General features: G+C 63.0%; 11 protein-coding genes. 5 read left to right on the top strand and 6 right to left on the bottom strand.

Annotated features, from left to right (window positions below; translation table 11 throughout):
- Positions 1-72: 72 nt before the first annotated feature.
- The 5 genes from I7X13_RS17960 to I7X13_RS17940 all read right to left on the bottom strand — a co-directional run bounded on the left by I7X13_RS17960 (position 73) and on the right by I7X13_RS17940 (position 8,420).
- Entirely contained in the window at positions 73-1,797 is a 1,725-nt protein-coding gene (locus tag I7X13_RS17960) for a T9SS type A sorting domain-containing protein (protein ID WP_198076542.1), read from the bottom strand.
- A 90-nt stretch (positions 1,798-1,887) separates the two neighbouring features.
- Positions 1,888-3,123: an MFS transporter gene (locus tag I7X13_RS17955; protein WP_198076541.1), complete on the bottom strand. Its 1,236-nt coding sequence runs from the start codon at positions 3,121-3,123 to the stop codon at positions 1,888-1,890.
- A gap of 4 nt (positions 3,124-3,127) precedes the next feature.
- Entirely contained in the window at positions 3,128-3,940 is an 813-nt protein-coding gene (locus tag I7X13_RS17950; RefSeq protein ID WP_198076540.1) for a TerC family protein, read from the bottom strand.
- 154 nt (positions 3,941-4,094) lie between these two features.
- The gene (locus I7X13_RS17945) at positions 4,095-5,447 is read right to left on the bottom strand and encodes a CitMHS family transporter (RefSeq protein WP_198076539.1); all 1,353 of its coding nucleotides are present in this window, start codon (positions 5,445-5,447) and stop codon (positions 4,095-4,097) included.
- Positions 5,448-5,690: 243 nt separating this feature from the next.
- Positions 5,691-8,420, bottom strand: coding sequence for a TonB-dependent receptor (locus I7X13_RS17940; RefSeq protein ID WP_198076538.1), 2,730 nt, complete (start codon positions 8,418-8,420; stop codon positions 5,691-5,693).
- Positions 8,421-8,720: 300 nt separating this feature from the next.
- On the opposite strand from I7X13_RS17940, the gene I7X13_RS17935 reads away from it, so the two are divergent.
- Positions 8,721-9,401: a response regulator transcription factor gene (locus I7X13_RS17935; RefSeq protein ID WP_198076537.1), complete on the top strand. Its 681-nt coding sequence runs from the start codon at positions 8,721-8,723 to the stop codon at positions 9,399-9,401.
- A 137-nt stretch (positions 9,402-9,538) separates the two neighbouring features.
- A complete protein-coding gene (locus tag I7X13_RS17930; protein WP_198076536.1) occupies positions 9,539-10,810 on the top strand; it encodes a sensor histidine kinase in 1,272 nt (423 codons plus the stop codon).
- Positions 10,811-10,889: 79 nt separating this feature from the next.
- On the opposite strand, the gene I7X13_RS17925 is transcribed toward I7X13_RS17930, so the two are convergent.
- Positions 10,890-11,768, bottom strand: a complete 879-nt coding sequence (locus tag I7X13_RS17925) for an alpha/beta fold hydrolase (RefSeq protein WP_198076535.1) — start codon at positions 11,766-11,768, stop codon at positions 10,890-10,892.
- A gap of 107 nt (positions 11,769-11,875) precedes the next feature.
- Between I7X13_RS17925 and I7X13_RS17920 the strand changes: the two genes are divergently transcribed.
- The 3 genes from I7X13_RS17920 to I7X13_RS17910 all read left to right on the top strand — a co-directional run bounded on the left by I7X13_RS17920 (position 11,876) and on the right by I7X13_RS17910 (position 14,392).
- Positions 11,876-12,622: a DUF3891 family protein gene (locus I7X13_RS17920; protein ID WP_198076534.1), complete on the top strand. Its 747-nt coding sequence runs from the start codon at positions 11,876-11,878 to the stop codon at positions 12,620-12,622.
- A gap of 83 nt (positions 12,623-12,705) precedes the next feature.
- Positions 12,706-13,677: a YihY/virulence factor BrkB family protein gene (locus I7X13_RS17915; RefSeq protein WP_198069833.1), complete on the top strand. Its 972-nt coding sequence runs from the start codon at positions 12,706-12,708 to the stop codon at positions 13,675-13,677.
- A 70-nt stretch (positions 13,678-13,747) separates the two neighbouring features.
- The gene (locus I7X13_RS17910) at positions 13,748-14,392 is read left to right on the top strand and encodes a hypothetical protein (RefSeq protein ID WP_198069834.1); all 645 of its coding nucleotides are present in this window, start codon (positions 13,748-13,750) and stop codon (positions 14,390-14,392) included.
- The last annotated feature ends 85 nt before the right edge of the window (positions 14,393-14,477 follow it).

The raw sequence follows: 14,477 nt of genomic DNA, 5'->3' as shown, positions 1-14,477 counted from the left end.
ATTTGGAATTAGCAGTAAAAAAGGCCCGCCTGACGATTCAGGCGGGCCTTTTTTACTCTTAGCCTTTCCGCTTTACTCTACTTGCAGGCGGCTGGCGGCCGCGCCGCAGCGCACCATATACAGGCCCGGCGTGAGGCCGGCCACGTTGAGCGTGATGGTATTGGTGCGGGCCGGCAGTTCCTGCCGGCGCACTTCGCGGCCCAGCGCGTCGAGCACCTGCACGGGACGCACGCTGACGCTGGTTTCGGGCCAGGTGAGGCGCACGGCGTCCGTGGTCGGGTTGGGGCTCAGGGTGAAAATTTCGGCAGGGGTGGCCGTGCGGCTGGCCGTGGCATTGGTAACGGGGCCGAGCTGCGCCACGAAGGCCCTGCTGTAGATGCTGGCGCTGGTGAGCGAGGTGGCTCCAAAATCGGCCGTGCCGGTGCAGCCGCCGGCTACGGTGATATTGCCTGCGGCATCTACCAGTACCGCGCCGGCCCCGTCGCTGCCCGTGCCCCCGGCGCGCATGGCCTGCAGCCACTGGCCGCTGGGGCTGAGCTTGGCCACAAAGGCGTCGTAAGCGCCCGCCGTGGTCAGCGTGATGGGGCCGAAAGTGGCGTCGGGCGAGGGACTAAAGCCGCCGTAGGTCCCAAAAAGGCCTGTTACGATGGCGTTGCCCGCTGCGTCGAGCACGAGCGAGTTGGCAATGTCATTGGCGAGGCCCCCGGCGCGCACGGCCTGGGTCCACTGGCCGGCGGCATCGAGTTTGGCCACGAAAATATCGTAGCTACCCACGCTGGTGAGCGTTGTGTTGCCGAAGGTGGTGCCTTCAATCAGCGTGCCCAGTACCGTGACGGTGCCGGCCGCATCCACCGCCAGCGAGTTGATGGCGCTGGGTGGGGCGCTGTTGCTCGGTGATTGTACCGGCTGCACGGCCTGGGTCCATTGCCCACTGGCGCTCAGCCGGGCCACAAATGGACCGCCGCCGCGGGTGGTGCTCATCAGAGTGGTGCTGCCTAGCGTGAGGCTGATGCCGTAGGTTCCGGATATCACCGCGTTGCCGGCCGCGTCCAGGGCCAGGGACCCAGCCTGGGCGCTATATAGGCTGGTGCCTTGGTTCAGCGGCGTCCAGGTGCCCGTGCTCAGGTTGAGTTTTGCCACAAATAGCTGCACTGTGCCGGCCGGGGCGCTGAGGGTAGCGGTGCCCAGCGTGCCGGAGCCGCTAAAGCTGCCGAGCACGACGGCGTTGCCCGCTGCATCCAGGGCCAGGGCCGATATGTAGTCGGTGCCGGTGCCACCGGCCCGCAGGGCCTGTAACCATTGGCCGCCGGGGCTGAGCGTGGCCACGAAGGCGTCGGAAGAGCCAGTGGTGCCGGCCGCGGTGAGCGTGGTGGCCCCAAAAGTTGCGGTGCCTCCGGTAATCAAGTGGCCAAAATTACCGGCCACCACGGCGTTGCCGGCCGCATCCAGCTTCAGGGCGCTGATAACGTCTTCGCCGGTGCCGCCGGCCCGCACAGCTTGCAGCCATTCGCCGCTGGGGCTGATTTTGGCCACAAAAACGTCGCTGTAGCCCGCGCTGGTTAGCGTAGTGGTACCTAGCGTGAAGGTGCCATAAAACTGGCCCGCCACCACGGTATTGCCGGCCGCGTCGTGCGCTATGGCGCTAATGGAAGAGCCGCCCAGCCCGGTCGACTGGTCGAGGATGGCGGTGGGGGCAGTGGCCCACTGCCACGTTTGGGCCTGAGCGTGCGCGAGGCAGGGGGCGGCCAGCAGGCCCAGGCAGGATAGGGCCCGCAGGCATCGGGTAAATGTATGCATGTGACGGTGGAAAGGAAGGTGGAAAAGTATGGGCAAGGATACTGCAAAAGTGCGGTATCGGCCCTTGTTCCTGACCCGTTCCCGGCCGCTTTAGTTGCTTGCCGTTGCCAGCTTTTTTGCGGCCCCGGTACTCCGGCGGCCCTGCTGCCAGAAGGCCAGCGCCACCGCCAGCCCCGCCGTGCCTTGCAGCAGCACCGTGTGGGGTGCCCCAATGTGCCGCGCCAGCCAGCCCACCAGCAGCGCTCCCAGCGGCTGAATGCCCTGAAACGCCATCACGTAGTAGCTCAGCACCCGGCCGCGCATGTGGTCGTCCACATTGGTCTGGATGGCCGTGTTGGTGCCCGCAATGAACATCATCATGCCCGTGCCGCTGAGTGTGATGAACACCAGCGCCAGCCCCAGCACCGGGCTGAGCGAAAATGCCACGACGCTGGTGCAAAACACCAGCGCCGCGTAGGTAATGAGCTGCGGCCGGCGGTTTTCGGCGGGCCGCGAAGCGAGGTAGAAGGCCCCCACCAGCGAGCCAAGCCCCGAGAGGCTATTGAGCCAGCCAAAAGTGCCGGCCGCACCATGGAAAACGTCCTTGGCAAACACCGGCAGCAGCGTGCCAAACGGCATGACGCAGAAGCTGATGCCTGCCATGAGCAGAATCTGGCGGCGCAGGGCGGGGGCCTGGCGCAGGTAGGCCCATCCCTCGCGCAGGCCCTCCCAGGCGCCCGGGCGGTGCGGGCGCACGGGCCGGGGCGCCATGCGCATGAGCAGCAGCGAAGCTACCACGGCTACGAAGCTCACCGCATTCACCACAAAGCAGGGCCCCTCGCCGAAGCGGGCCAGCAGCAGGCCGGCCACCGCCGGCCCCACCAGACGGGCCAGGTTCACCATGGTCGAGTTCAGGGCAATGGCGTTGGGGAGATGGGTGCGGTCGTCCACTAGCTCCACGATGAGCGACTGCCGGGCCGGGATGTCGAAGGCGTTGATGGTGCCCAGCAGCAGGCTCAGGCCCGCCACGGCCCATGTGTGGTAGTGGCCGCTGAGCACCAGCCAGGCCAGCACGGTGGCCTGCACCAGCGAGGCCACCTGGGTGATGAGCAGCACGCGGTACCGGCTGTAGCGGTCGGCCACGGTGCCGCCGTAGGGCGAGAGCAGCAGCGTGGGAATCTGGCTGCAAAACGACACCAGCCCGAGCAGAAAGGTGGAATGCGTGGCGTTGTACACCAGCCAGCTCACAGCCAGCCTCTGCATCCAGGTGCCGATGAGGGAAACGGACTGCCCGGCGTAGTAGAGCCGGAAATTGCGGTGCTGGAGGGAGCGAAAAACGTCGGCCACGCCCTTATGCTTCCTGTTGCTGCGTCGCCTCGGTTGCTTTCGCTTCGGTGGGGCGGTTGCCGCCGGCGTGCCGGGGCACGTTGAAGAGCAGCGACGTGGCCCACGGCACCGCAAAGGCCGCCACCGTGAGGATGGTAATGGCTACGTCGGCGGCTTCGCTTTCCAGCGCCGTGCTCACGGGGTGGCCGGGCAGGAAGTGGGCCACCAGCGAAAGCACCAGCTTCAGACCCAGCAGGCCGATGACCCCGAAGGCAGCCGTTTCCAGAAACGGGTACTTGCCCATGAGCAGCACAAAGCCCTGCGCCACCAGCCGCATGGCCAGAATGCCAATGAACACGCCCACACAAATCAGAATCAGGTTATCGGTGAAGGCCACCACGGCAAACACGTTGTCGATGGAAAAAGCCAAATCCATGAGCTCAATGAGCGCCACGGTGGCCCAGAACTTACCGAACAAGCCGAGCGTGTTGCGGTAAATCCAGCTTTTTTGCTTGTCGATGGTCTCGTCGTCGTGCTCCGGCTTGGCCTTGAAATGGTCATACACCAGATACAGCAGATACAGCCCGCCCAGCGGCTTCAAAAACCAGAATTTGATAAGAAACGAGGCGAACAAAATGCACAGCCCCCGGAAAATATACGCCCCGAAAATGCCGTAGCGCAGGGCCTTGTGGCGCTGCTCGCGGGGAAGGTCGCCTACCATCGTGGCCAGTACGGCGGCATTGTCCACCGAGAGCAGGCTTTCGATGATAACTAAGTTGCCCACGATGGCCAGCGAGGCCAGCGGGTTGTGCAGAATTTGCTCGATGTATTGATTCACGGGGTAAAGCTAGAATAGCGCGGTAGGTAGTAGGTAGAGACGCGTATTTGCGTCTCGTCGTTGACGAGCAAGTCTGCGCTCAGTTCCGCAGAATAAACAACGCCGGAAAATGGCAGTTCAGGCGCTGCCTACGACGAGACGCAAATATGCGTCTCTACAGTGCGATGATACCTAGCAGTAGCGACACTACCAGCATCACGAGCACCGTGCCTCCGGCCCATTTCAGGGTGAAGCGCTGATGCGCCCCGATATCGACCCCGGCCAGGCCTACCAACAAATACGTGGACGGCACCAACGGGCTGAGCAAGTGCACTGGCTGCCCCAGCAGCGAGGCCTTGCCCATGGTGGCCGCCGAAATCCCGAACTGCGCCGCAGCCTTGGTGAAAAACGGCAGAATGCCGAAGTAAAACGCGTCGTTCGACATGAAGAACGTGAGCGGCGCGCTCACCAGCCCCGTCAGCACCGGGAAATGGGGGCCGAGCGAGGGCGGCACCAACTGCACAAAGGTCTGGGCCATGGCATCGACCATGTGCGTACCGTTGAGGATGCCCGTGAAAATGCCCGCCGCAAATACCATCGCCGCCACCGACAGCGCATTGCCAGCATGGGCCGCAAACCGCTGCCGCTGCTGCGCCAGATTCGGATAATTAAGTACGGCGGCCAGCGCGAAGGCCAGCATAAACAGCACCGGCAGCGGCAGCAGCTCGCGCACCAGCGCCACCATCAGCCCAATCGTCAGCAGTGCATTTAGCCAGAGTAGCTTGGGGCGGCGCAGGCCTTTTTCCTCGGGCGACAGCTCCAGGTTCGGGCCTTCGGGCAGCGGCTGGGGTAGTCCGGCAGCCAGGCCGAAAACCACGGCTTTTTTCTTCGAATCGGCTTGGTTCAGATGCTCCAGTCCCAGCCGTTTTCGCTCCCGCTTGCCGAAGCGCCAGGCCACAAAAAACACCCACACCAGCCCCGCGCCCATGGCCGGAATCAGCGGGTTGAAAAGCTGCGTGCTGTCGAGGTGCAGCACGCTCATGGCGCGGGCGGTGGGGCCGCCCCAGGGCAGAATGTTCATTACGCCGCCCACCAGCATGTTCATGCAAGTCAGTATCAACGGGTTGATGCCCAGGCGGCGGTAGAGCGGCAGCATGGCCGTTACCACAATGATGTAAGTGGTGGCGCCGTCGCCATCCAGCGACACCAGTAGGGCCAGCAGCGCCGTGCCGACGATGATTTTCAGCGGGTCGCCGTGGGCTACGCGCTGGATGCGGTTGATGACCGGGTCGAACAGGCCGGCATCCGTCATCAGCCCGAAGTACATGATGGCAAACACTAGCATGATGCCCGTGGGCGCAATGTTCTTGATGCCGTCGAGCATCATCGGCCCCATTTGCCCCCCGAAGCCGGTGAGCACCGCAAACGCCACCGGTACCAGCAGCAGCGCCGTAATGGCCGACAGACGATTCGTCATAATCAGCACCATGAAGGTGAGAATCATGGCAAAGCCAGCGAGTGCGAGCATGGTGGTGGAGTTGTGGATGGGTGGAGTGGTGGATTGGCAGAACGGGCTGGCCGGATAAAAAGGAACGTCATGCTGAGCGCAACCGAAGCATCTCTCCCGCTTCGTTGCGCGGCTCACCATCCGCAGGCAACGAATTCGTCCCACCTCATTCGTTGCAGCGAATGATTTACTGCCGCGGGAGAGATGCTTCGGCTGCGCTCAGCATGACCGTTCTTTTTTTGTTCGGCTTATTCAGCCCAATGCCTAGAAGCTAAAGCGCAGTGAGGTGAAGTAATACGCGCCCATGAAGCCGAACTGCGAGGTGAAGCGCGTGTAGGGCGTCTGGCCAGAGGCCGTGAGCGAGGGGAAGGCGATTTCGTCGGGGTAGACGTTGAAGAGGTTATTGGCGCCCACGGTGAGGCCTACGCGGGGCGTGAAGCCGTAGGTGAGCGAGGCGTCGGTGATGACTTTGGCCGAGAAAGTCTGGTCGAGTTCCGGGCTGCTCTGGATGGCGGTTACTTCGCCGAAGCGGGTGGCGCGCACCAGGCCTTCGAGCTTCTTGAAGCGGTAGTTGGCCGAGCCGATGAACTTGGAGCGCGGCTGGGCTACCTCAATCAGGCCAATCATCACGCGGTCCACGAGCGGGGTGCCCAGGTTGGCAAGCGAGGCGGGGGTGCGGACTTCGCCAACTACTTTGGTCGAGTTCAGGGCCATGGCCAGGTTGAGGCCCATTTCCTGGTCGCGGTCCATCTTTTTGCGGTAGCTGGCCACTACGTCGAGGCCGCGGGTGCGGGTGTCGAGGGCGTTGGAGAAGAACTGCACCTGCGCGTAGCCCGAGCCAGCGAAGGTGGGCGCCAGGGCCGGCTTGGAGGCGTCGAGCTGGCCCGAAATCACCACCCGGTCGGTGATGTCAATCTGGTAGGCATCGGCCGTGAACACAAGGTCGGGCGTGACCTGAGCCGTGAAGCCAAGGTTGTAGTCGAGGGTGGTTTCGGCCTTGAGCTGGCCCACGCCCAGCTTCTGCACGTAGGGGTTGTCGTTGCGCAGGTGGGCAATGGGGTAGGAGTCGAACACGCCGTTCAGTGTCAGCCACTGGGCATCGGCGTAGTTGGAGTAGTAGAGCTGGTGCATCGACGGCGCCCGGAAGCCCCGGTTGAGCGAGCCGCGTACCGAGAACATCTCCGAGAACTTGTAGCGGGTCGAGATTTTGCCGCTCACGTTAGAGCCGAAATCGGAGTAGCGCTCGAAGCGGCCGGCCACGCCCACCAGAAATTTGTCGGTGATATCGCTGAGCACGTCCACGTACACGCCCACGTTGTTGCGGGTGCGCTCCACGGCGTTCACGGCCGCAATGCCTTCGCGGCCGCTGCTGCCCACGTCGGGGTTGTTGGTGGTCACGGGGCCTTTTTTCCAGGAGGCCTCATCGCCGGCCAGCAGCTGGTAGTTTTCCACCCGGAACTCGCCGCCGTAGCTCAAAGCCAAGGATTTCAGACCGCCTACCGTAAATCCTTTCGACACGTTGACGTTGGCCAGCACTTGCCCAAACTTGTTAGTGCCGGTATAAAAATCAGTAGGCGAGGCGCTGCCGTACGACGGGTTTACCGTGTGGTTGGCGTAGGTCTTGATGGTGTTCTGGCCGCCGCCAAGGCTGAAATCGAGCGCCCAGCCGCTGGCCGTTTTGCGGCGCAAACCCACCGTGGAGGCCACATCGAGCACTGTGGCCGGAAACACGGGGTTGTAGCCGTTCGGGAACAGCGAGAGCACCGCCCGTTGCTTGTTGCTGGGGTTGCGGAAGAAGCCGTAGGCCGTCATGTCCTTATAAGACAGGCCGCCGAAGGAATAAAGGCGCCACTTCTCGCCCATGGCTACCTCGCCGTTGTAGAAAAACTGGCCCATGGTGTTGCGCGCCGTGCCGTATTTGGTGACGTGGCGGTTGAAGTTGTTCTGGGCCACCAGGGCGTCGTCGGTGGCTTTGTCGGAGTTGTACACGCGGCCGGTGTAGTCGCCCGAGCGGTCGGTGGGGTCGTTGTGGTGGCCCTGCACGGTCAGGTTCAGGAAGCCGTCGCGCTTGCCCACGGGCAGGCCGAAGTTCAGCCCCGCGTCGTAAGTCGCGCCGTCGCCCTTGGCCGTGATGCCGTAGTTGCCGGTCACCACGCCGCCCCGTGGGTTAGCCTTCAGCACGATGTTCACGATGCCGGCAATGGCGTCTGAGCCATATTGGGCTGCCGCGCCGTCGCGCAGAATCTCCACCCGCTCAATGGCGGCCGTCGGAATGGCGTTCAAATCGGTGCCCACCGAGCCGCGGCCCACCACGTTGTTCACGTTCAGGGCCGAGGACTGGTGGCGGCGCTTGCCGTTCACGAGCACCAGCGTCTGGTCGGGGCCGAGGCCGCGCAGGGTGGCCGGGTCCACGTAGCTCGTCACGTTGCTGATGGCGTGCTTGGTCGAGTTGAAGGAGGGCGCCGTGAAGTGAATCATCTGGCCCAGCTCGGTCTGGCCGGTTTTGGTGATTTCCTTGGCCGTGAGCACGTCCACGGGTACGGGCAGGTCCACGTTGGTGCGGGCCTCAGAGGCGCGGTTGCCCACCACAATCACGTCGGCGGTGGTGTGGGTGGCCGTTTTCATGGGCACGGTGAGGGTGCTGGTGCCGGCGGGCACGGGCATCTCACGCAGCTCATAGCCCACGTAGGAAATCACCAGCACGTCGCCGTCGTCCACGTCGAGCTTAAAGTTGCCGTCACCGTCTGTCGTGGTGCCGCGGTTGGTGCCTTTAATGGCTACTGAGGCAAATGCCAGCGGGCTTTGGTCGTTGCCGTCGAGTATGCGGCCGGTGAGCGGCCGGCGCGCCAGCGGTCTGGAATCGTTTGGGGCCGAAGCTACAGTTGAAACTGCCGAAGCGGCAGCCGCCGGGCCGGCCACCGCGCAGGCGGCCAGCAGCAGCGCCGCGCCCGCCGTCCGGGCCGAAAGGGGAGAGGAGGGTAGGATTCGCTTCATGGGAATTTTGGGAAAGTGAGAATGTTTTCGTGGTTTAGGGAAGCGAAGTAGCGCGGCGATTTAGAATACATTTGGAAGAAATTGGAATTTTGAAAAATAAGTGAGTGGGCGCTTACTTATTTCTTTTGAATCGAAGTAAAATGACTGTCATCCTGAGCGCAGCGAAGGACACTATCAAGTTTTGAATAAACTGTGCTGACTTGGTAAGGTCCTTAGCTCCGCTCAGGATGACAGTCCTTATAGCTTCATCGGCTCGCAAACCGGCCTACCTTGCCGTCCATTCCCAGCGAAATCATTTAAATGAAACTGCTCCTCGTCGAAGATGAACCGGCCCTTCTGGCCAGCGTGGTCAGCTACCTGCAGGCCCAGCACTACATCTGCGAAGTGGCCACTACCTACGCCCAGGCACAGGAGAAAATGCTGCTGCACGACTACGAATGCATCGTGCTCGACCTCACACTGCCCGGCGGCGACGGCCTCGACCTGCTGCGCGAGCTGCAAAAGCATCAAAAGGCGGCCGGCGTCATCATCACCAGCGCCCGCGCTGCTGTCGATGACCGCATCACCGGCCTCGAACTGGGCGCCGACGACTACCTGCCCAAGCCCTTCTACCTGCCCGAGCTCAGCGCCCGTATTGCCGCGCTGGTGCGCCGCCGCCACTACCAGGGGACCAACCTGCTGCAAGCCGGCGAGCTAAGCGTGGACGTGCCCGCCCGCCGCGCAGCCGTAGCTGGCAAGCCGCTTACCCTCACCCGCACCGAGTTCGATTTGCTGCTGCTGTTGCTGGCGAATCAGGGCCGCGTCATCACCAAAGGCGCCATCGCCGAACATTTGTCGGGCGACGCAGCCGAGCAGTTCGATACGTTCGAGAATGTGTACGCCCACGTCAAAAACCTCAAGCGCAAGCTTACGGAGGCCGGCGCGCCGAATTACATTCGGATGGTGTACGGGCTGGGGTATCGGTTTGATGTTAATGGTTAATCAGCGGGTCATGCCGAGCGCAGCGAAGCATGTTTACTGCTCAATGCAATCAAAAGAGTCAGCATATTAGGTAAAGATGCTTCGATGCGCTCGGCATGACCCGCCGGCTGAATTCGCCAATCCTGCCCCATCAAAGCATGAAGCTGCTGGCCCGCACCACCGTTATTTTTCTCATTTATGCCAGCGTGGTGGCGGCGGCGGGCACATTTGTGTACTACAACTTCATCCGCAAAATCTATTATCAATACGTGGACCGCACGCTGAGCCGGCGCAAGCTGCGGGTGGATAATGACTTGCGGCTGTACCTGCACTCGCCAGCCGATTTGGCGTTTTGGCACCGGCTCGACCACAACGTGGAGTTTGTGCCGCTGGCCGCGCCCGGGCCACCAGCTGCCTTCAGCGTGCGGATGATGTACAATAAGCTGGTAAATAAAACCGTGCCCTACCGGCAGTTGGCAGCGCCGGTGGTGTTTCAGGGGCGGCCGTACCGGCTGGAGTTGCGGACTACCATGCTGGATAGCCAAGAGTTGCTGGCGCGCATCGGGCAGGCAGGGGCGCTGCTTTTTGGGGCACTGCTGGTGGGGCTGCTGGTGCTGCAGCATTTGCTGGCGCGGCGGCTGTGGGCCCCGTTCTACAAGACCCTGGGCGCGTTGCAGCGCTACAAGCTCGACCAGCCCGAGCCGGTTCACCTAGCCCCCACGCGCATCCCCGAGTTCAAAGAGTTGAACGCGGCGCTGAACCGCCTGCTCAACCGCAACCAGCGCATCTACCGGCGGCAGCGGGAATTTACCGAAAACGCAGCCCACGAGCTGCAAACACCCCTCGCCATCCTGCGCACCAAGCTCGATATGCTGGTGCAGGCCCCCGGCCTGACCGAGGAGCAGGCCAGCCACATCGAGCCGCTGCTGGACGTGACGCAGCGCCTCACCCACCTCAGCCGCAGCCTGCTGTTGTTGGCGCACCTCGACCAGCAGCTGTTTTTCCCCACCGAAACTGTGGACCTGGCGGCCGTCATCCGCACGCAGCTGGGGCAGCTGCGCGAGCAGCTGGCCGGGGGCAGCCTTACCCTCGCCACTGACTTGGTGGATAGCCTACCCGTGGCGGCCAACCGCTCGCTGCTCGATATTCTGATAAGCAACCTGCTCAGCAACGCCATCCGGCACAACGTGCCCGGCGGCACGGTGCGCGTGACGCTCACGCCGCAGCTCTTAATCGTGGAAAATACCGGCCGCCCCCGCGCCCTGCCCGCCGACCAGCTGTTCGTGCGCTTCCGCCCCGGCCCGGAGCGCCCGCCTGGTAGCGTGGGTCTGGGCCTGGCCATTGCCCGCCAGATTTGCGAAACCAGCGGGTTTCTGCTTAGCTACCACTACGAGGAACCCGGCCGCCACCAAATGCGGGTAAGGATGTAGCGCGAACTTTTAGTCCGCGTCCCCACGCTGTTTGAATATTGTTTGGGTTTCCGTTTAGGGCGCGGACCAAAAGTCCTCGCTACAGCAGCCCCGCCATTTCCTCCAATATTGCCGCCCAGTTTTCCAGATACAGCATGTGGCCCTGGCCCGGCAGCAGGTGCAACGGTGCGCCACCCAGCCGCCCGGCCAGGTAGGGAATGTTGCCGGGAGCCCACACGCCATCGGCCTGGCCGTGCCAGAGGCACACGGGACAGCGCACGTCCTCTATGCGGAAGCCGGGCGGGCGGCACCAGGCTTGCGCGTCGTCGTACACGCCGCGGCCGTGGTTGGCGAAACCCGCCACCGCCGCGTCGCGCAGCAGCGCCCGGAAGCGGGCCGTGACGCGGGCTTCGGCCGGGCGCATGCCGAGAATAAACCAGTCGATGGTGCGGTCGGGGGCTTGTGCCCACTGCTGGCTTAGCCAGTGAAACGTGGTGCGGTTCAGCCACGGAAAGGCCAGTTGGCCCCAGCGCAGGCCCTTCCAGTAGGGCGACAGGTGGAGGTAGGACGCCCCCTCGCCCAGCGGCAGGCAGGTGCTTAACAGCGACAACGCCACCACCCGCGCCGGGTGCCGCGCGGCCAGCGCCAGCGCGTGCACCCCGCCCACCGACCAGCCCATCACGCCCACCGGCCCCGATATTTCCAGCGCCTCCAGCATGGCCACCACGTCATCGGCAAAGGAGGGAAACGTGAGCGGCCGGTATACACTGGACTGGCCCACGCCGGGCCGGTCGGGCGCCAGAATCTGGAGCTGCAGCCGGGCCAGCAGGGCGGCATCAGCGGGCAGCTCTAGCCCCGAAGACCCGAAGCCGTGGTGAAACACCACCGCCCGGTGCGCGGGGCTGCCGTAGCGGGCGAGGCCCAGCACGCGGCCGTCGGGCAGCAGGACGGTGAGCGGGGTGGGGCGGCAGTCAGACATGGGGCTACCAATACGGGCCGGCTGGTCCATGGTTGGCAACGAAGATGTGCAACCCTCGCCCGGGCCAGCAAGTTGAAGGAGCGTCCACCTCCGAGGCAATTGCCCCCATGATAGTCAACTCCACGCCCGCCGGCTGGCAAATCATCTACCAGCAGGCCCACGCCCTGCTGGCCGCGCAGCTCGCCTGGCACTGGCCGCCCACTCTGCCGCCCGACCGATGGGTGGGCCTGCTGGCCGCCATCGCGCAGCACGACGACGAGCAGGCCGCCTGGCACGGCCACGGCGGCCACCACGGCCTCACGCCCGCCGGCGCCCCGGCCAACTTCACTCAAAAAGAATTCTCGCTTGAACAAGCCACCGGCGTGCTGGCCGCTGCCCGCTTCCAGGGGCGCTGGCGCAGCCTCCTCACCAGCCTGCACCTGAGCTGCCTGTACGAGGGTTTGCGCGGCCAGAAAAAGGAAATCGACGGCTTTCTGGACGATTTGAAAGCCCGCCAGCAGCAGTGGCAAAAGGAGTTGAAAATCTCCAAAAAAGAAGCCGCCCAGGCCTACGCCCTGTTGCACTGGTGCGACCGCCTTTCGCTTATTCTCTGCCGCCACGAAATCCCGGAAATGGGCCGTGCCGTCGAAATCCATCGCGGGCCGGATGGCACCACCCACACCCTGGCCCAGCCCGGCGGCCCCGGCGGGCCGGTCATCATCAGGCCCTGGCCGTTCCAGGCGCCCAAAGTAGAGGTGAGCGTAGAAGCCAGCGTGCTCACCCAGCTCCAGTTTAAGGACGATGCCGAGCTGGCGGCCGCCCTCCGCGCCGCGCCCGTCGAGCCGCTGACGTGGACACTGGCGCGAGCCGTGTAATTGGCGCCAGGCCAACGCTGGCCCGGCCCGGCCGTACTACCAAGCGCACCACTTCTTTTCGACATTCCCCTTTCCAGCTCTGCATGGCCACGCACTACAAGTTTTCTGATATTCTCGCCGTCATCAAGTCTTCGGCGGCTGAGTTTAGCAACAACAACTCCTTCCGGCACGCGGCGGCGCTGTCGTACTACACCATTTTTTCGTTGCCGCCGCTGCTGCTCATCGTCATCACCGTAGCCAGTGCCGTGTATGGCGGCGAGGCCATCACGGGGCAGGTGTATGGGCAGCTCAAGGGCCTGGTAGGAGCAGATTCGGCCAAGTTTCTGCAGGACAGCATTGCCAAGTTCACCCTGCAGCAGCGCGGGCCGGTGGCCACTACCATCGGGGTGGCCACGCTCGTTTTCGCGGCCACTACCTTCTTCGTCACCCTCCAGGAAAGCATCAACGATATCTGGAACCTAAAGGTGAAAACCAACGGCATCGGCATCGGGGCGTTTCTCAAGCAGCGCTTTCTGTCGTTCGGGCTGATTTTGAGCGTAGCCCTGCTGCTGCTCATTTCCTTCGTGATAAGCGCCGTGCTCAGCGCCTTCACCGGTTGGCTGTCGCGCCAGATTCCGGAGGCTGGGGTCATCGCCATCAAAGTCGTCGATTTTGCGCTGTCGCTGGGCGTCACCACGCTGCTGTTTGCGCTCATCTACCGCTTCCTGCCCGATGCCATCATCCGTTGGCGCGACGTGGGCATCGGGGCCTTCATCACGGCGCTGCTCTTCGTGATTGGCAAGTTTCTCATCGCCTTCTACATCGCCAAGTCCGACCCCGGCTCGGCGTTCGGGGCGGCGGGCTCGGCCATTGTGCTGCTGCTGTGGGTCAACTATTCGTCGCTCATCATCTTCTTCGGGGCCGAGTTCACCCAGGAATTTGCCGACGCCTTTGGCCAGAAAGTGCAGCCCAAAGCCCACGCCGTGCGCGTGCGCCTGGAGGAAATTGCCCCCGGCGAATCGGACGAAGAACGGGCCACCGGCCGGCCGCGCAGCACGGGCAAGTGGAAAGCGTAGGCGGCCATAGCTACCGGCACCCTGCCAGGCAGTAGCTTTGGAACAGTCTTACCCCACTATTCCAACTAAAATGATTGTTCGTCCCGCAAGCCTGGTGGTTCTCCTTTCCCTGTCGGCCACTGTCGGCTTTGCCCAAACCCTGACCAAGGAGTCGCTTAACGAAAAACTAGCGGCAGCTACCTGCGATTGCCTTCAGCAAAAAGCAGCGGCGCAAGGCCAGAAAAACCTCTCTAAAGAAACGGCCCGCAGCATTGTTATTCAATGCTCTGGAATTAGTGTGGGCAAGGAATTAAAGAACGTTCAACAGGTCTATGGCGCTAATGCTTTAGCTAACAAGGCTCTCATGAACCAGATGGGGCAGGAAATGGGCGTGGTCTTGGTGCAAACCTGCCCTACGTTTATGACCTATTCTATGGCGATGGTAGGCGAAGGGAATGCCACGCCTGCTACGGCCACTACCACAGGCCAAACCACGGGCCAGTGGCGTGCGCTCACCGGCACTGGAGTCGCCATTCTGAATATTACTGTCGATAAAACCCAGAACGCAGAATTTGTCTGGTCACACCACTTTCCCCAGGACGATGAGCTACTGGGCCAGCTTGAGAAGCTCAATGGCCGCTCAGTCAGGGTATCGTGGCAGGAAGTAGAAGTATTGCAGCCCGACACCAAACAATACCGCAAGTTGCGCGAGGTCACAGGAGTTGAATTGCTGTAAAAAGCACGGCGCTTACGTTCCCAAAAGGCCGGGCCTTGCTGCAAATTCAATGCAGCAAGGCCCGGCCTTTTGGGAACGTAAGCGC

Origin of the sequence: Hymenobacter negativus (genome assembly GCF_016056375.1) — a bacterium.
Classification (GTDB): Bacteria; Bacteroidota; Bacteroidia; order Cytophagales; family Hymenobacteraceae; genus Hymenobacter; species Hymenobacter negativus_A.
Note: the sequence above shows the minus strand (reverse complement) of the source record. Positions and strands in the feature narration are given on the sequence as shown.